A 16,855-nucleotide genomic window follows, 5' to 3' on the forward strand; every position below is an offset into this window, starting at 1 on the left:
GCCGACACCTTCTCCCCGCAGGCGGGGAGAAGGCACGACCTCACTTCTTCCCCAGTGCCTTCCTTGCAATGCTCGCCGCAAACAGCGGCGTCTCGCGGCTGTTGTGATCGCCGCCGGCAGCCTGCCGCGCTGCAGCCGCCTGCTCGAATGGCTGGCCATGCTCCGCAATAAACGCCATGAACGCATCTGTCGGATGGCAAGTGACGCGATTGGTGTAGCGCGTGCGACCGCCATCCAGCGGCTCCGCGATCAATTCCCAGATCACATTCACCTGCGTGCGCCCGCTTGCGGTGAACACATCCGAAATCGAATTCATCCTGCAATAGGTCGGCGTCGCCTCCTCGGCCACATAGTGCTGGATCACCAGCCCCGCGCCGATCTGCTCCACATTGATCGACATCCGCCGTCCGTCATCGGTGCTGGTCGTGCCCGCAGAGATATGGTCGGGCGGGCAGCAGCGTTGATATTCCGCCTCCGGCAGGTTGAACAGCCAGTCGGCGATATCGATCTTGTCGATGGCGACGTCGATGTCGCTCGAAAAAGCGGATTGGGAGAGGATCTGATCGAGGAGGATTTTCATGGCGATGTCCTTTGCAGTGGCTGTCTGCCAGCTGTCATTCGACGGGAACGACGCCATTGTTGTCGCAGCACGACGCGCGCGGCTCCATCACGCGAGAGCGTGCCTTGAGCATGCTTGCGTTTGCGCGGTCTGAACGAAGGTATATGCGCTCTCGCGCCGCATGCGCAGGAATGTGCAAGACAGCCGGGCTACAGGACTGTGCCTTACGGCAGCAACAGGATTTTGCCAAAATGCTCGGCGCGCTGCAGATAGCGATGCGCCTCGCCGGCGTCGCTCAGCGCAAAGGTCCGATCGATGATCGGCGTCAGCTCGCGCTTCACCAGCGCCGGCATCCATCGCTCGGCAAAGCGACTGACCATGTTGCGCTTCTCCTGCAGCGACACGGATTTCATCACGGTGCCCTCGATCCGCAACCGCTTGAAGAGAACGAGATCCAGCGGAAGCGTTCCTTGTGCTCCGCCGGAAATGCCGATCTGGATCAGGCGTCCGCCGGGACGGAGCGAGCGGATGTTGCGTTCGAGATAGGGGGCGCCGACGAAGTCCACGATCACATCGACGCCGGGCTCGCTCGGTAACTGCGCGATGACCTCGTCGAATTGCTCGCTGCGATAGTCGATCGCGCGATGAACGCCGAGCGATAGCAGTCTGTCACGCTTGGCGTCGCTGCTGGTGGTGATGACGGCACCAGCTCCGGCCAGAACAGCGAGCTGCACCGCCGCCGATCCGACACCGCCACCGGCGCCGTGGATCAGCGCGCGTTCGCCTTCCTGCAGGCGGCCGAGATGAAACAGCGCCTGATGGGCGGTGACAAAAGCTTCAGGGATCGCTGCGGCTTCGATATCCGTCAGCCAGTCCGGCACGGGCATCGCGAGGCCGGCATCCAGGCGCGCCAGCTCGGCATAACCGCCGCCACCGGTGATGCCCATCACACGGTCGCCCGGCTTATATGTCGTGACCGCGTCGCCGACGGCGATGACAGCGCCTGCAATTTCAAGACCGGTCAGATCGGAATCGCCGAAATTCGGTTGCTTGCCGTATTTGCCGAGCCGGTAGTTGACGTCAGCCTGGTTGATGCCGGCCGCAGCCACACGCACGATGAGGTCGTTCGACCGCGCGACCGGCGAGGGGACATCGACATAGCGCAACACCTCCGGTCCGCCAAAGTCATCGAAGGCAGCGGCCTTCATGGAGATGGGATAGGTGGATTGCGTCATGTTGAACCTGATTGCGATAGGCGCATCGTTTCACGAGTGAGTACGACATGATGGCGTGCGCCGAAAATTGCAAACAAAAAGCCGGGAGCGATCCCGGCCTCTTCATTGTGGCTAGCCATCTGCTTCAATCTCATCTGTCATCACCCGCGAAAGCGGGTGATCCCGTAAACCGAGGCGCCAGTATTCTTGCCGAGCTGCCGGTGTCTACGGGATCCCCGCTTTCACGGGGATGACAATCAGAGTGTGTGGAGACGCCTGCGTCCTACTTCGCCGCTGCCAGCGTGGGATAATCCGTATAGCCCTTCGCGCCGCCGCCATAGAAGGTCGCCTTGTCAGGCTCGTTCAGCGGTGCGCCGGCCTTGAGGCGCTCGACCAGGTCCGGATTTGAAATGAACGGCTTGCCGAAGGCGATCAGGTCGGCGGCATCGGCTGCCAGTACCTTCTCCGCCAGCGCAAAGTCAAAGCCGTTATTGGCGATATACGTCCCGCCAAAGCGCTTGCGCAGGCTGGCATAGTCGAACGGGGCGTTGTCGCGCGGGCCGCCGGTGGCGCCTTCCACCACATGCAGATAGACCAGCTTCTCGGCGCTGAGCCCGTCGGTGATGTGGTCGAACAGCTTTTGCGCATCGGTGTCGATGGCGGCGTCATTGGCGGGCGTCACCGGCGAGATGCGGATGCCGGTCTTGTCGCTGCCGATTTCCTTCGCGATGGCGGCTGCCACTTCGAGGATCAGCTTTGAGCGGTTCTCGATCGAGCCACCATAGGCATCGGTGCGCTTGTTGGTGCTCGCGCGAGCGAATTGCTCGAGCAGATAGCCATTGGCCGCATGAATCTCGACGCCGTCGAAGCCGGCTTCAACCGCGTTCTTTGCGGCGCGCTTGTAGTCGTCGATCAGGCCGGGAATTTCCGCAAGCTCGAGCGCGCGCGGTTCGGAGACGTCGGTGAAGGTGTTGTTGACGAAGGTCTTGGTCTTTGCCGCGATTGCCGAGGCCGAGACCGGCTTGCCGCCATTCGGCTGCAGGCTGGTATGCGAGATACGACCCACATGCCAGAGCTGGATGAAGATGTGGCCGCCCTTGGCGTGCACGGCATCGGTGACTGTCTTCCAGCCGGCGACCTGCTCCGGGGTGTAGATGCCCGGCGTGTCCTGATAGCCCTGGCCCTGCTGCGAGATCTGGCTCGCTTCGGTGATCAGCAGGCCGGCACTGGCGCGCTGGCTGTAATATTCGGCGGCCAGCGGGCCGGGCACGAAACCGGGCAGCGCGCGGTTGCGCGTCAGCGGTGCCATCGCGGTCCGGTTGGTCAGCGTGAGTTTGCCAAGCTTGTAGGGCTCGAAGAGTTTGGACGTGCTCATCAGGAAAGCTCCGGAAGGGGATCGATGAAGATGGAATTGCGCATTGCGGCGGGCTTTAGCAAGGCAACTGCGGGCGCACGGGTGGCGAAAGAATGTTCACGCTGAATGGATGCGGATCGCGCAATGGGTGTGTCGCGATCAAGGCTGCGAGCACTGGATTGTCCTCCCCGCATCACCGCTCAATTTGCGCCGAGGAAGTCGCGCTTGCCAATCTCGACACCGTTATGTCGCAGAATGCCGTGGGCAATGGTGACGTGGAAGTAGAAGTTCGGCAGGTTGAAGCTGGTCAGGAACTGCTGGCCCGACATGGTGGTGGTCTTGCCGGCGCCGATCGGGAAGGTGACGTCGCGGGAGTCGGCGCCCTCGAATTGCGCGGGCGTAAAGCCCTTCACATAGTCGACGGCCCTGGCAATCCGCGCTTTCAGTTCAGCGAATGTCGTTTCGGTGTCGGGCACCGAGAGTGGTTCGTTCTGGGTCAATCTTGCGCAGCCACGCATGGCCTGGTCGCAGGCAGTCTGCACCTGTTTGGTCAGTGGCAGCATGTCCGGAAAAAGCCGCGCGCTGAGCAGGACCTGGGGGTCGATTTTCCTGGCCGCCGCATGGGCTTCCGCCTTGTCGAGAATGGCGGACAGGCTGCCGAGCATCTGCAGATAGGCGGGAACGGCGGAATCGTAGAATGACATGAGGCTTCTCTGTGATGCGGGTCAACTTCGCAGCGGCGGAAACAAGAAAGATGCTGCTGCATGGACTTGGGGCGCGGTTGAGGGAATTCAACCGCCCCGGTATCATAAAAGAGAAGAAATTTGTCGTGGCTGTACACTCTCTTGTCATCTGTCGTCCCCCGCGGAAGCGGGCGATCCAGTAGACACTGACGATATTAATTAAGCCGCGAAGGTCGATGTTTACTGGATCGCCCGGTCAAGCCGGGCGATGACAGGTTACCGCCCGGATTTCAGCGCCCCCAGCAGCTCCGCCGTCGGCCAGGAATCCGCCGGTAATCCGAATTTCACCTGCATCGCCTTCACCGCGGTGCGGCTTTGCTGGCCGAGGATGCCATCCACCTTGCCGACATTGAAGCCGCGCCTGGCCAGCAATTGCTGCAATTCACGCAGCTCGTTATGCGACAGCTGTGCAACCGGCGCCGAAGGCTGGCGCATCTTGGAGGCCCCGGCAATGCGCGTCGCGAGATAGGCCGCCGTCGTGGAATAGATCAGCGAGTTATTCCATTCGGTGTAAGCCGCAAAATTCGCATAGGCCAGGAAGGCCGGGCCATGCCGGCCCATCGGCAGCAGCAGCGAAGCCGGCATGTCGTCATTGGGCAGCGGCCGGCCATCGGGATAGCTGACACCGAGCGACGCCCATTTGGCGCGCGGCAGTTTCACGGTGAGGTCAGCCTGATCCCATGGAAGGTTCTCGCCGACACGCACTTCCTGCAGCCACGGCTCGCCACGGCGCCATTTCAACCCGGTGGAAATGTAATGCGCGGTGGAGCCGATCACATCTGCGGGGCTACGCAACAGGTTGCGATGGCCGTCGCCGTCATAGTCGACGGCATAATTGAAGTAGTGCGTCGGTAGAAACTGCGTCTGGCCGAGTTCGCCGGCCCATGATCCGATCATCTCGGCCGGCGCCAGATCGCCGCGATCGATGATCTTCAGCGCTGCAATCGTCTCGTCCTGAAACATTCTTGAACGCCGGCAATCATAGGCCAGCGACACCAGCGAGCGCAGCGTCTGCAGATTGCCCATCTGCACGCCAAAATCGCTTTCCAGCGCCCAGAATGCCGCGATCACCGCCGGCGGCACGCCATATTCCTTCTCGGCACGCGCGAAGGCGGCGGCATGTTGCTTGATCTTGAGCTGCCCGTTCTGCATCCGGTAATCCGCCGCCATGCGTCCGGCAAATTGCGTGAACAGCTGCCCGAACACCTTTTGCCCACGGTCGCGATTGACGATGCCCTGGTCATAGACGAGGTAAGGCGCGGCTTCCGCCATCGCCCGCTGCGAGACACCGGCAGCGACGGCTTGCTGCTTCAGTCCTGCGAGAAACTGATCAAAACTCTGCCCGCCATGGCAGGATGCGCCGCGCTGGGCGGAGGCCGGGGAGGTGAGGATCGTGAAGCTTGCGATGAGAAGTGCCGTAAATCTGGCAATCATCAGAAGTCCAGGCATTGCAATCCCCACACGTCATGCCCGGGCCTGACCCGGGCATCCATCTTTGCTGCATGCACTAACCATCAAGATGGATGGCCGGGTCAAGCCCGGCCATGACCAAGCGACACGTCATCCGCGAAAATGTGACTCTGTCCCGTCCGCCCGTTAGTCTCCGGCGGCTTCGCACTGTGAGAGGGGATGACGGTTTGGATTTCCGGCAGTTACGTTACGCGCTATCGGTGTCGAAAGAGCGCAGTTTCACGCGCGCGGCCAAGCGGCTCAATATTTCGCAGTCCGCCGTCAGCGAACAGGTGCGCCTGCTGGAGGAGGAGATCGGCTTCGACCTGTTCACGCGCACCCCGCGCGGCATCGAGGCGACGGATCGTGGCCGCACGTTCCTGTATGAATCCGAGCGCGTGGTCGGCGACCTGCTCAGCCTGTCGGACACGGCGCGGCGGCTGCGCGGCGCCAAGCTGGATACGCTGACCATCGCCATGGGATCGGGCATGGCGCAGCTCTTCATCCCGCGGCTGTTCCAGGATCTGCACAAGAAGCTCCCGGATGTGCAGCTCAATATCCAGACCACGCCGACCCGCGCGATCTTCACCGAGCTGCATGAAGAACGCATCGATGCCGGCCTTGCGATCGAGTCCGATCCGGAACGGCTGCCTTCCGGTCTCGTATTCGATCGGCTGGCCGATGCGGAGATGGCGCTGATCGTACCGGTGAAACATGCATTGGCGCGCAGCAAGCAGCCGGTCGATATCGGCCGCCTGATTGCCGAGCCCTTCATCATGAGCGAATTGTCGGTCGGCTATGGCCCGGTGGTGATGTCGCTGTTCACCGATCTCGGCATGAAGCCGAATATCCGTGCGGTGGTGGACAATATCGAGACCATCAAGATCATCGTGCAATCCGGTGGCGGCCTTGCCGTCGTGCCGCGCCCCTGCGTGGCCAATGAAGTGGCGCTCGGCCAGTTGAAGGCGATGGCGATCGCGCCGGCGCGCAATGTCGCCTTCAGCTTCTATCGCCGCCGCCAGCCGATGTCGCGGCGCAAGGAGAGCGCATTGCAGACCGTGCTGGAGATGCTGAAGCAGTCTTGAGCGAGCCATCTGATTTTCCGATAGGTGTATCGGTAATCGGTTTTTGACTTGGAAGCAGCCGCCGACGGATGCTGGGGCACGTTCACACGGAATGGTGCGCCAATGTCCCAGCTCTCGACCCCCCGTTTTCGGATCGGCATCGATACAGGCGGCACCTTCACCGACATCGTGTCCGTCGATATGGAGTCCGGCGCGACCCAGGTCACCAAGGTGTCGAGCACGCCGGGCAATCCCGGTATCGCGCTGGTCCGCGGCGTCAATGCCATCCTTGAAGCCCATGGTGCCACCCATGAGGATGTCGCTGGTCTCGCCCATGGCACCACGGTCGCCACCAATGCCTTGCTGCAGGGCGCGATCGACTCGCTCGGCCTGATCGTCAATACCGGCTTCCGGCATATTCTGGAGATCGCGCGTCAGTCGGTGCCGGATGGCTATGGCAATTCGTATTTCTGGGTGAAGCCCGATCGCATCGTGCCGCTGCAATTCGTCCGCGAGGTCACCGGGCGCCTCGATTTCAAGGGCAATGAACTCAAGCCGCTCGACGAGGACAGCGTCCGCGCTGCCGCACGCTTCTTTCGCGCCAGGAACATCCGCTCCATCGGCATCTGCCTGCTGCATGCCTATGCCAATGACGCCCATGAGCGCCGCGTCGCCGCAATCGTCGCCGAGGAGTATCCGGAGGCGACGCTGTCGCTGTCCTGCGAGGTGCTGCCCGAATATCGCGAATATGAGCGCGCGGTCACCACGCTGGTGGACGCTTACGTCAAGCCGTATATGGACCGCTATCTCAAGCGCGTGCATGACGAGCTCGGCCGGGGCCTGCAGGACAAGCCGTTTCTGGTGATGCAGTCGAGCGGTGGCGTCGCCAGCGCCGAGCAGGTGGTGCGTAAGCCGATCACCACCGCGCTCTCGGGACCAGCGGCCGGCGCGCTCGGCAGCGCCGTCATTGCCGAGATCGCGGGCTTCCCCGATCTGGTCACCCTCGATGCCGGCGGCACCTCCACCGATCTCTGCCTGATCGAAGGCGCAAAACCGCAGATCACCAATGGCGGTTCGGTCGGCCCGTTCCCGGTGCGCATCCCGATGATCGATATCGAGACCATCGGCACCGGCGGTGGCTCCATCGCCTGGCTCAGTCGCGAAGGCCATCTCAAGGTCGGCCCGCGCAGCGCCGGCGCCGATCCCGGTCCGATGTGTTACCCCAATGGCGGCCCGGAGCCGACGATCACCGATGCCAATCTCGTGCTCGGTCGGCTGCCGGCAGCCTTGATCGGCGGCGGCATCACGCTGAATGTCGCGCGCGCCCGCGAAGGCATCGCGGCGTTGGCCGCACGATTGCCCGGCAATATGAGCGTCGAGCAGCTCGCCTCGGGCATCATCGAGATCGCCAATTGGAGCCAGGCCAATGCGATCCGCCAGATGACGATCCAGCGCGGCATCGATCCGCGCACCTTCGGCCTGCTGTCCTTCGGCGGTGCCGGGCCCGTGCAGTCCGCCGCGGTGATGGATCTGCTCGGCATGAAGGCCTGCATCGTGCCGCCCAATCCCGGCAATCTCTCCGCCTTTGGCCTGCTGGCGGTGGATTGGCGCACCGATCACATGGTCACCAAGGTGATGCATGAAGATGCCATCGATCTCGCCGATATCGCGGCGCGCTATGCCACGCTCGAGGGCGAGGCGACCGCCACGCTCAAACGCGACGGCATCGATCCCGCGCGCATCCGGATCGTGCGCGAGGCCGATATCCGCTATGCCGGCCAGTCCATGGAAGTGCGCGTGCCCGCGCCGTCGGGCGCCATCGATGCGGCCTTCTTGAAAGGGCTGGTCGACAGTTTCAACGCCGCCCACCGCAAGACCTTTGGCTATGACTATGCCGGCCGGCAGAAGATCGAGCTGGTCAATCTGTGCGTCTCCGGCTTTGGCGTGATCGATCGTCCGTCGCTGCCGAAGCTGGCGGCGCGCGCCGGCAATCCGGCGGCGCAATCGAGCCGCCCGGTCTATTTCGGCAGCGCCTTCCGCGACACGCCGGTCTATGACCGCGCCGCGCTGCCGCCGGGCGGGCGGGTGCTCGGCCCCGCCATCGTCGAGGAATTCGGCTCCACCACGGTGGTGTTCCCGTATCAGAGCGTCGAGGTCGATCCGCACGGCATTCTCGTCATTCGTCCGGTATCGGCAAAGGAGTCGGTGTGATGAACAAGCACAGCAAGCATCCATGGCCCACGGCCCCGCAGACCGATGCTACGATGGTCGATCCCATCGTGCTGCAGATCGTCGAGGGCACGCTGAATTCCATCGAGGCCGAGATCGAATATGCCATCGAGCGCACGGCGCGCTCGCCGATGATCCGCGAGGCGCATGATTATCGTGTCGGCCTGTTCGACAAATATTGCCGCAAGCTCACCGGCCGCTCCTATTCGGCCATGCCCAATGCCGTGGTGCGCGACTTTCCGCCGGAGACCATGAAGCCCGGCGACGTGTTCCTGATGAACGACACCTATCTCACCGAAGGCTCCATCGGTCATCTCCCCGATGTCTGCAGCACGGTCCCGGTGTTTCATGACGGCGAGGTGGTCGCCTATATCCAGGCCTTCGGTCATCACGACGACGTCGGCGGACGCGTGCCCGGCTCGATGCCCGGCACCGCCGCCACCGTGTTCGAGGAAGGCATCGCCATCCCGCCGGTGAAGATCTATAGCGAGGGCGTGCGCAACGAGGCGGTATTTACCATCATCCGCCGCAACACCCGCGTGCCCGAAATGCTGTCGGCGGATCTCGACAGCGAGGTGCAGGCCTGCCTGATGGGCGCGCGTCGCATGGCCGGCCTGTTCGAGCGTTTCGGTCGCGCGCAGGTCGAACTCTGCTTCCAGGCCATTCTCGACAAATGCCGCGATATCTTTCGCGACGAACTACTCAGCAAGATCGCCGATGGCGACTATGCCTGGGAAGACTATGTCGAACACGACGGTATCACCGATCCGAAGCTGCACAAGATCGCGATCAAGATGACCAAGAAGGATGGCAAGCTCATCCTCGATTTCAACGGCACCGATCCGCAATCCACCGGGCCGATCAACTGGCCCATCGACTATGCCGATGGTGCTTTCCTGATCAAATGGATCGCGCCGGTGCTGCGCAATCTTGCCGATACGCCTGAGCGCGCGGCAGAGATCCACGTCAATGAAGGCGTCTGCGATGTGTTCGAGATCATCTTCCCGCCCAAGGGCACGCTGATCACGCCGGAATGGCCGGCAGCGACCAATGCGCGCTCCTTCGTGCTGCTGCGCAGCCTCGGCCTGCTCGGCGGCGTCGTCGCGCAGGCCGTCGATGGCCGCATGCCTGCGGATCAGGAGACGATCCGCTATACCGGATTCTACGGCAAGGACCTCGAGGGCAAGTCATTCCTGTCGCGCGAGGTGCTCGGCGGCGGTTCGGGCGGTCGCTATTATGCCGATGGCAGCGACGTCATCCACATCGTGCCGGACTCGCGCAATCAGCCAGCAGAATTCACCGAAACCAAGTTTCCCTATCTCGTCGAGAAGCTCGCGCTCTCGACCGACTCAGGCGGTGTCGGCTATCGCCGCGGCGGCCAGGGCTACGAGAAACATTATCGCATGCTGGTCGATTGCCGCACCATCGTCACCGCCGATCGCGTCCGTCTCGGCTGCTATGGCGTCAAGGGTGGCAAGGCCGGGCAGCCGTTCTGCGTCACCGTCGATCTCGCAGGCGAAGCGCGCGATCTCGGCGGGCTCGTGGATGGCGATCCCGTTTTGAAAGGCCAGGTCGTCCGCGTGGTCACCACCGGCGGCGGCGGATGGGGCGATCCGCTCGATCGTGAGGTTGAACTGGTACAGCGCGACCTGATCGAAGGACGCGTATCGCCGGACAGCGCGCTGCGCGATTACGGCGTTGTCTTTGTGGCCGGCGACGATCCCGACGAGCCGCAAGTGGACATGGCTGCGACGGACCGCACTCGCATGGACCTCAGGAGCAAGCGCACCGCCGCGCTTCCGATGATCGATCGTGGCGAAGGCTATGAGAAGATGTTGCGTGGCGAACACCGGCCGCGCATGCGCTGATACCCGGCTCCGTGTGAGACGGAGGCGGCACGATACTTGCTCGTTAGAACGCAGAAAAGGCCCTGGAATTTCGGGGCGGGATCACAGCGGCGAGGGGGCTCGCTCGCGACACAGGAGATCGACGGATGAATGCGCTGAAGCGTTTGATGTTGACGGCAGTTGCGTGGGTTGCCGTGGCCGGTAGCGCGATCCCGATGGCATCCGCCATGGACAAGGTCGCCGTCGGCGTGTTTCCGCTCAGTTCGTCGCTGCCCTATTTCGTCGCGGTCGAGAAGGGCTTCTTCAAGGAGCAGAATATCGAACCGGACATGACCAAGCTGATGGGCGGCCCGGCTAATGTCGCCGCCATGATCACCGGTCAGATCGAGGTGTCCGCGGTGCTGGTGACGCTGGAAGGTCTCAACGCCAATATCAAGAAGCCGGGCGTCGCCATGTATATCGCGCTCAACAGCCAGACGCCCCAATACAAGATGGAACAGTTCGTTGTCCGCAACGGTGTCAAGGCTGAGAAGATTTCCGATCTGAAAGGCATGAAGCTGCTGTCCGCGCCGGGGCCGGCAAATGTCAACACCGCCAAAGGTGTCCTTGCCAAGAATGGTCTGAAGGACGGTGACTACACCATCGATCAGCTCGACATGGGCCAGCACGTCAATGCGATGCAGGCGGGAAGTTTTGATGGCGGTTATACGCTTGAGCCGAATGCCTCGATGATGATCAAGGCCGGCGTGGCGCGCACGCTGGAGGCTGGCGTGATCTCCACCTACATCCTCGGGGATGCCAAGGCTGACGCCTTTGCTGCCGGCTGTGCCATTACCAGCGACTTCATCCAGAAACGCCCGGATGTCGCCAAGCGCTTCGCGATGGCCTGGGCCAAGGCAATCGACTACATCAAGACCAATCCTGATGATGCGCGCAAATATCTCGTCAAGAACACGCTCACGCCGGAAAATGTCATCGATATGGTCGCGATGCTCGGCTACACGATGGCCAAGGACATGACGCCCGGCCAGGTCGGCGATCTGCAGAAGCTGGCCGATTTCGGCGTGTCGATCGGCGTCGTGCCGGAGAAGGTCGACGTCACCAAATATCTCTATAAATATTGATCGCCAGTTGGATATCATGCCGAGTGCCGCAATGACCGAACTTCCGGCGAATGCCCGCGAGGCATTGCGGCGCACGGCTCCTCATGTGACCATTCGTGGGCTGAGCAAGCGCTTCCCCGATGCTGTCATCTACGACAACTTCGATTTCGACATTCCGCGCGGCCAGCTGATGTCGGTGTTCGGGCCCAATGGCTGCGGCAAGAGCACGCTGATCAACATGATCGCGGGGCTTTATCCGATGGACCGTGGCGAGATCCTGTTCGATGGCCAGCCGCTCAACAAGATCAATTTCGGCTATGTGTTCCAGAACTATCGCGAGGCCATGTTTCCCTGGCTGCGTGCTTTCGACAATATCGCCTATCCGCTAAAGGTGCGCGGCGTGCCGAAGGCCGAGCGCATCCGCAGGGTCGAGAAGATTGTCGCCAATCTCAACGTCAAGATCGATCTCAATCTCTATCCCTATTACATGTCCGGCGGCCAGCAGCAGCTCGTCTCCATCATGCGTGCGCTGGTGGTGGATCCCGAGATCCTGTTTCTCGACGAGCCGTTCTCTGCACTCGACTATGAAATGACGCTGTTCATGCGCGAGCAGCTGCAGCGCGTCTTCATGGAGACGGCAACCACCACCGTGCTGGTGTCGCATGATCTGGAGGAGGCGGTCTATCTGTCCGATCGTATCCTGTTGCTTTCGCGTCATCCCGCCCGCGTGGTCGAATTCGTGCCCTATGATGCGCCGCGCCCGCGCAGCGACAGGACGATGATCGAGCCGGATTTCATCAGCACCAAGGCGCATTGTCTCGAAATCTTCCAGCGCGAAGTCCGCAAGGGGTGATGCGATGCTGAAGCGCCTCGAATTCCTGTTGCCGCTGATCGGTGTCGCCGGCCTGCTCGCGGTCTGGTCGCTGGTGGCATGGCTGAAGATCGTCGATCCCGTATTGCTGCCATCGCCATCGGCGACCTTCAAGGCGCTGTGGAACGGGATGAGTCACGGCAAGCTCGGCCTCGATTTCATCAAGACCGTGCAGCGCACGATCTACTCGACGGTGATCGCAGCAATCGTCGCCATTCCGCTTGGCATCCTGCTGGGCTCTTCGGAAAAGCTCTATCGCTCGGTGGAATTCGTGATCGACTTCTTCCGCTCGACGCCGGCCTCGGCGATGTTCCCGCTGTTCCTCGTCCTGTTCGGTGTCGGCGATCGCACCAAGATCGCAGTGGCGGCGTTTGGCGCGGCCTTGGTGATCCTGTTCAACGTCGCCTATGGCGTCATGAATGCGCGCAAGACCCGCATCCTGGCTGCGCGCGTGATGGGGGCCTCGCGCATCCGCGTGCTGTGGGACGTGATGCTGCTGGAGTCGCTGCCGCAGACCTTTGTCGGCTTGCGCAATGGCGTCTCGCTGGCACTCGTGATCGTCGTGGTGGCCGAGATGTTCATCGGCTCCACAGATGGCCTTGGCCAGCGCGTGTTCGAGGCGCAGCAGCTGATCGAGATGCCGGACATGTATGCCGCGATCTTCGCAGCCGGCGCCCTCGGCTACGGCCTCAATCTCTTGTTCCTGACCATCGAACGCCGCTTCGTGCACTGGTCTGGGAGGTGATCGTGCGCCTCACACTTCCCGTGCATTGCTGAACGCAAAGCTCGACACCCGCCGCGTATTCTCATCCAGAATCAGCGTTCGCGTGATCGGCGGCTCCGCGCGCTGGCTGCAATTCTCTCGTTCGCACAGGCGGCAGTTCACGCCGATCGGCGTGCCCTCGACCTTCTCCAGATCCATGCCCGCCGAGTAAACCAGTTTGCTCGCATGGCGGATCTCGCAACCGAGCCCGATGGCGAAGCGCGGCTGCTGGTGCGGATGCGGCGCCGGCGAGCGGCGCAGCGTCTGCGCGATGGAGAAATAGCGATTGCCGTCCGGCAGCTCGATCACCTGGCGCAGCAGCCGGTCCGGCGTGTCGAAGGTGGAGTGCACATTCCAGAGCGGGCAGGTGCCGCCGAATTTCGAGAACGGGAACGTGCCCGATGAGAACCGCTTCGAGACATTGCCGGCATTGTCCACGCGCAGCATGAAGAACGGCACGCCGCGCGCATTCGGCCGCTGCAGCGTGGTGAGGCGATGGCAGATCGGCTCGAAGCCGACATTGAAACGCTGGCCGAGCACCTGCATGTCATAGCTCAGCGCCTCCGCCGCCGCATGAAACGCCGCATAAGGCATCAGCACGGCCGCGGCATAGTAATTTGCCAGCGTGATGCGATAGAGCCGGCGCTGCGTATCGGCCAGCGGACCGGCGCGGCCGACGATGCTTTCGAAATGCGACGAGCATTCGACGAGCCCGATCTGGAAAGCGACCTGGAAGGCCCGGCCGGGCGCATCCACCATTTCCGAGATCAGCAATTGCCGCCGATGCCGGTCGAACCGCCGCAGCGTCTCGCGCATCACATCCACCGGCATGATGCGGGTCACGATCGAGTATTTGTCCCGCAGCCGCGCGCTCAGCGCTGCAAACAGATCCTGCGACGGCACATTGATCTCGTCGCGAAGAGTCTCCGCTGCCGTCTCCAGCTCCGGAAAATAATTCCGGTTGGCCTCGATCAGATCGCGCACCCGCTCGATTGGATTGCCTTCATAGGATGCGCCGTCATGGCGATCCGCCATCTGTGCCGCCACCATCGTCTCGCCGCGCCGCGCTTCGGTGTAGGCCGCGTAAAGCCGCTGCAGCGAATGCGTGACGCCGGGGCAGAGCTCGGCGAGATCGCGCAATTCCTGTTTCGGCAGATCGATCTGCCGAAACAGCGGATCGGAAAAAATCTCGTTGAGCTCGGCAAAGAAGCGATCTTCATCCGCGGTGGCGAGATCGCGCAGATCGAGGTCGTAGGTTTCTGCCAAACGCAACAAAAGCTGGGCCGTCACCGGCCGCTGGTTGCGCTCGATCAGGTTGATGTAGCTCGGGGAAATGCCGAGCCCCTCGGCCATCTGCGTCTGCGACAGGCCGAGCTGCTGCCGAATCCGCCGGAAACGGGGGCCTACGAACAGCTTCTTGTTGGTCTCGGATGCCATTATTTACAATCGTGACATTATGACATTTGTGACAAGTGATGATGTTACATCGCATCACCATTCAAACACAAGCCATATAGCCATTTTCCCGAGTTTGTCGTTATCTCTCCACACGGTGACTGCAGCGCGCATGTCACGAATGTAAGAGAAATACGAGCAGGAGAACGACATGTCACAGGGCAACAGCAATTTCTGGGTCATCGGCGGCGAGTTCGGTTCGATGAATTTTCATAAGCTGGTCGAGGGTTCCGCCCAGGTTCAGGGCCCGTTCAAGACCCGCAAGCAGGCCGAGGAAGCCTGGAAGTCGGTTTCGGAAGAGAACCGCCACCGCGCCGGCGTTCGCTTCTCCATCGTGGAAGAGCCGAGCCGCCAGGTCGCCTAAGCGCCTGATTGCTTGCCTCTGAGCGGCCGCAGAGCCGCCGCAAGTCTGCCTCAACGGAAACGCTCAAATCTGGTCTGTGGCCCCATCCGGAAAATCCGGCTGGGGCCGCAGTGCGTTTGACGGCAAGTCTCTGGAAACTAACGGCCTTTCCGCCGCTTATGGTTACTGATAGGTTAATTTACCGGCGTGCGGCAGTCTTGAGGCGGAGTTGAGATGGTTGTGGCAAATGGTGCAGCGAACGACGCCCAGCCCAAGCGGCTGCGCGATGCCCTCCGTCAGGCGCGTATCGAAGCGGCCGACCGCACCGGCGTCGTGGTCGATCTGCGCGATGCCGAGGTCGCCCGGCTCGAGATTCTCAACGAAGCACTCGATCCGCTGTTCAGCGAAATCCCGCACGATATCGAACTGTTCGATCGCGGCATCAGCCAGGGCGATACCCCGCGGCTGTGGATCGACATGATCGCCCATGTGGTGATGGGCCGCGACAAGCGCAGCTATCGCCTGGTGCAGGACAGCCGCTTCGGTCGCAAGGTGTTGGCCGAATCACATGATGTGCAGGCGATGGTGAAAGCCGTCACCGATTACATCGCACGCCGCATGATCGAGCGCGAACATGCGCTGGAAACCGCCGTGCCGCCGCAGGAGGCGAAGCCGGTGCCCGTGGTGAAACAGCGCAGCCGATTCTGGCCGTTTGTGTTCGGGATTGTTGTTGGCGTGGTCGGGCTGTTCGCGCTGGCGCTGTTCGTCGCGACGCGCGGGCAGTGACCTGTAGGATGGGTTGAGCGTAGCGATACCCATCACCGCCTGCGCCCGGTCGTGATGGGTATCGCTGCGCTCAACCCATCCCACCAACTACACCAGCATCTCCCGCTTCAGCTCATGTACCATATTGCCGTCGCCAAAGCCGCGCACCGTCTGTTCGCAGCGCCAGCGTTCGCCGTCCCGTTCAATCGCAAACAGATTGTAGGCCGCTGCCGGCTTGTGGCCATGCGCGAGCGATGAGGCGGACGGCACGCCGATCGCCGGGATACGGCGCTGCGGGCCTTCCAACCACATGGTCGAATGGATGTGATCATGGCCCTGCAGGATCAGCTCGACGCCATGCTGTTTGAGCAGCGCCTGCAATGCATCGGAATCGGTCAGGCGCTTCATCCATTTCTCCGACCGCAGCGGATGATGGATCAGCAGCACGCGAAACAGATGTGTGTCGGCAAGGCTTGCCAGCAGGCGATCGAGCGCCTCAAGCTGGGCGTCGCCGAGCCAACCGGTGGCCATGAAAGGCGCCGTTGGCACGCTCGATGAGACGCCGATCAGCGCGACCGGCTCGCGAATGCGCAAGTAAGGAAACGTTGCCACGCTGGCGTCGTCACTCCGCATGTAATCGCCAAACGTCTCAACGAATGTCTCCGCTGCGCCTTTCACATACGCATCGTGATTACCGGGCACCAGCGAGACGTGGTCCGGTTTGCCGACCACTTCGATCCATCGTCGCGCGCGCGGAAATTCGGCGGCCAGCGCCAGATTGACGAGATCGCCGGTCACGGCGATGTGGTCCGGTGCCTGCGCCTGCATGTCGGCGACCAGCACATCGAGCATGTCGCGGCGGTGATACTGATGCCGGTTGCGCTTCCAGTTGACATAGCCAAGCACGCGCTGGCTCATCAGCTCGCGCCATTCCGGCTCGGGCATCGGCGGCACATGCGGGTCGGACAGATGTGCGAGGGTGAATGCGGTCATGGTTTGCGTATCGTGTGTGACGGCAAATTGCATCCCTCATCCCGAGGAGCCGCGAAGCGGCATCTCGAAGGATGTCCACACGTCCGGAGGCTGGCGATCTCAT

General features: G+C 62.1%; 15 protein-coding genes. 8 read left to right on the forward strand and 7 right to left on the reverse strand.

The features are described 5' to 3' along the window. Nucleotides 1–40: 40 nt before the first annotated feature. The 5 genes from AC1RQ5_RS07630 to AC1RQ5_RS07650 all read right to left on the reverse strand — a co-directional run bounded on the left by AC1RQ5_RS07630 (nt 41) and on the right by AC1RQ5_RS07650 (nt 5,304). Entirely contained in the window at nt 41–580 is a 540-nt protein-coding gene (locus AC1RQ5_RS07630; protein ID WP_493198008.1) for a hypothetical protein, read from the reverse strand. Nucleotides 581–783: 203 nt separating this feature from the next. After that, nucleotides 784–1,794: an NAD(P)H-quinone oxidoreductase gene (locus AC1RQ5_RS07635; RefSeq protein WP_493198010.1), complete on the reverse strand. Its 1,011-nt coding sequence runs from the start codon at nt 1,792–1,794 to the stop codon at nt 784–786. A gap of 262 nt (nt 1,795–2,056) precedes the next feature. Then, nucleotides 2,057–3,148 (reverse strand): alkene reductase, encoded by a 1,092-nt coding sequence (locus AC1RQ5_RS07640; protein ID WP_493198012.1) that lies wholly within the window; start codon nt 3,146–3,148, stop codon nt 2,057–2,059. A 179-nt stretch (nt 3,149–3,327) separates the two neighbouring features. Continuing rightward, a complete protein-coding gene (locus AC1RQ5_RS07645) occupies nt 3,328–3,831 on the reverse strand; it encodes a DUF1993 domain-containing protein (RefSeq protein WP_398475590.1) in 504 nt (167 codons plus the stop codon). A 255-nt stretch (nt 3,832–4,086) separates the two neighbouring features. Further along, nucleotides 4,087–5,304, reverse strand: a complete 1,218-nt coding sequence (locus tag AC1RQ5_RS07650; RefSeq protein ID WP_493198015.1) for a lytic murein transglycosylase — start codon at nt 5,302–5,304, stop codon at nt 4,087–4,089. A 203-nt stretch (nt 5,305–5,507) separates the two neighbouring features. On the opposite strand from AC1RQ5_RS07650, the gene AC1RQ5_RS07655 reads away from it, so the two are divergent. The 6 genes from AC1RQ5_RS07655 to AC1RQ5_RS07680 all read left to right on the forward strand — a co-directional run bounded on the left by AC1RQ5_RS07655 (nt 5,508) and on the right by AC1RQ5_RS07680 (nt 13,178). Beyond that, nucleotides 5,508–6,404: a LysR family transcriptional regulator gene (locus AC1RQ5_RS07655; protein ID WP_398475597.1), complete on the forward strand. Its 897-nt coding sequence runs from the start codon at nt 5,508–5,510 to the stop codon at nt 6,402–6,404. 102 nt (nt 6,405–6,506) lie between these two features. Beyond that, on the forward strand, nt 6,507–8,594 hold the full coding sequence (locus AC1RQ5_RS07660; protein ID WP_493198017.1) for a hydantoinase/oxoprolinase family protein: 2,088 nt from the start codon (nt 6,507–6,509) through the stop codon (nt 8,592–8,594). Continuing rightward, nucleotides 8,594–10,480, forward strand: coding sequence for a hydantoinase B/oxoprolinase family protein (locus AC1RQ5_RS07665; protein ID WP_493198018.1), 1,887 nt, complete (start codon nt 8,594–8,596; stop codon nt 10,478–10,480). Before AC1RQ5_RS07660 ends, AC1RQ5_RS07665 begins: the two co-directional genes overlap by 1 nt. Nucleotides 10,481–10,605: 125 nt before the next feature. Beyond that, nucleotides 10,606–11,583: an ABC transporter substrate-binding protein gene (locus tag AC1RQ5_RS07670; protein WP_493198020.1), complete on the forward strand. Its 978-nt coding sequence runs from the start codon at nt 10,606–10,608 to the stop codon at nt 11,581–11,583. 31 nt (nt 11,584–11,614) lie between these two features. After that, complete coding sequence (locus AC1RQ5_RS07675) at nt 11,615–12,415, forward strand: ABC transporter ATP-binding protein (RefSeq protein WP_493198022.1); 801 nt, start codon at nt 11,615–11,617, stop codon at nt 12,413–12,415. 4 nt (nt 12,416–12,419) lie between these two features. Then, nucleotides 12,420–13,178 carry an ABC transporter permease gene (locus AC1RQ5_RS07680; protein ID WP_398484845.1) on the forward strand — a complete coding sequence of 253 codons (759 nt, stop codon included), beginning with the start codon at nt 12,420–12,422 and terminating at the stop codon, nt 13,176–13,178. 9 nt (nt 13,179–13,187) lie between these two features. Here the strand turns inward: AC1RQ5_RS07680 and AC1RQ5_RS07685 are convergent, their stop codons facing one another. Further along, nucleotides 13,188–14,633 (reverse strand): helix-turn-helix domain-containing protein, encoded by a 1,446-nt coding sequence (locus tag AC1RQ5_RS07685; RefSeq protein ID WP_493198024.1) that lies wholly within the window; start codon nt 14,631–14,633, stop codon nt 13,188–13,190. 169 nt (nt 14,634–14,802) lie between these two features. Here AC1RQ5_RS07685 and AC1RQ5_RS07690 point away from each other — a divergent pair, with 169 nt between their 5' ends. Next, nucleotides 14,803–15,015, forward strand: a complete 213-nt coding sequence (locus tag AC1RQ5_RS07690) for a DUF4170 domain-containing protein (protein WP_398481938.1) — start codon at nt 14,803–14,805, stop codon at nt 15,013–15,015. Nucleotides 15,016–15,228: 213 nt separating this feature from the next. Next, nucleotides 15,229–15,780, forward strand: coding sequence for a hypothetical protein (locus AC1RQ5_RS07695; RefSeq protein WP_493198026.1), 552 nt, complete (start codon nt 15,229–15,231; stop codon nt 15,778–15,780). An 87-nt stretch (nt 15,781–15,867) separates the two neighbouring features. Here AC1RQ5_RS07695 and AC1RQ5_RS07700 read toward each other — a convergent pair whose 3' ends face one another. After that, the gene (locus tag AC1RQ5_RS07700; RefSeq protein WP_493198028.1) at nt 15,868–16,752 is read right to left on the reverse strand and encodes a metallophosphoesterase family protein; all 885 of its coding nucleotides are present in this window, start codon (nt 16,750–16,752) and stop codon (nt 15,868–15,870) included. Nucleotides 16,753–16,855 lie beyond the last annotated feature (103 nt).

The sequence above is a fragment of the Tardiphaga sp. GW821-FHT12E02 genome (assembly GCF_058807155.1).

What these genes read in the sequence shown, in the direction of transcription:
- AC1RQ5_RS07675 (WP_493198022.1), top strand. Translation starts at nt 11,615, where the DNA reads ATGACCGAACTTCCGGCGAATGCCCGCGAGGCATTGCGGCGCACGGCT.
- AC1RQ5_RS07670 (WP_493198020.1), top strand. Translation starts at nt 10,606, where the DNA reads ATGAATGCGCTGAAGCGTTTGATGTTGACGGCAGTTGCGTGGGTTGCC.
- AC1RQ5_RS07635 (WP_493198010.1), bottom strand. Translation starts at nt 1,794, where the DNA reads ATGACGCAATCCACCTATCCCATCTCCATGAAGGCCGCTGCCTTCGAT.
- AC1RQ5_RS07700 (WP_493198028.1), bottom strand. Translation starts at nt 16,752, where the DNA reads ATGACCGCATTCACCCTCGCACATCTGTCCGACCCGCATGTGCCGCCG.
- AC1RQ5_RS07650 (WP_493198015.1), bottom strand. Translation starts at nt 5,304, where the DNA reads ATGATTGCCAGATTTACGGCACTTCTCATCGCAAGCTTCACGATCCTC.
- AC1RQ5_RS07690 (WP_398481938.1), top strand. Translation starts at nt 14,803, where the DNA reads ATGTCACAGGGCAACAGCAATTTCTGGGTCATCGGCGGCGAGTTCGGT.
- AC1RQ5_RS07645 (WP_398475590.1), bottom strand. Translation starts at nt 3,831, where the DNA reads ATGTCATTCTACGATTCCGCCGTTCCCGCCTATCTGCAGATGCTCGGC.
- AC1RQ5_RS07665 (WP_493198018.1), top strand. Translation starts at nt 8,594, where the DNA reads ATGAACAAGCACAGCAAGCATCCATGGCCCACGGCCCCGCAGACCGAT.
- AC1RQ5_RS07660 (WP_493198017.1), top strand. Translation starts at nt 6,507, where the DNA reads ATGTCCCAGCTCTCGACCCCCCGTTTTCGGATCGGCATCGATACAGGC.
- AC1RQ5_RS07695 (WP_493198026.1), top strand. Translation starts at nt 15,229, where the DNA reads ATGGTTGTGGCAAATGGTGCAGCGAACGACGCCCAGCCCAAGCGGCTG.
- AC1RQ5_RS07640 (WP_493198012.1), bottom strand. Translation starts at nt 3,148, where the DNA reads ATGAGCACGTCCAAACTCTTCGAGCCCTACAAGCTTGGCAAACTCACG.
- AC1RQ5_RS07685 (WP_493198024.1), bottom strand. Translation starts at nt 14,633, where the DNA reads ATGGCATCCGAGACCAACAAGAAGCTGTTCGTAGGCCCCCGTTTCCGG.
- AC1RQ5_RS07680 (WP_398484845.1), top strand. Translation starts at nt 12,420, where the DNA reads ATGCTGAAGCGCCTCGAATTCCTGTTGCCGCTGATCGGTGTCGCCGGC.
- AC1RQ5_RS07630 (WP_493198008.1), bottom strand. Translation starts at nt 580, where the DNA reads ATGAAAATCCTCCTCGATCAGATCCTCTCCCAATCCGCTTTTTCGAGC.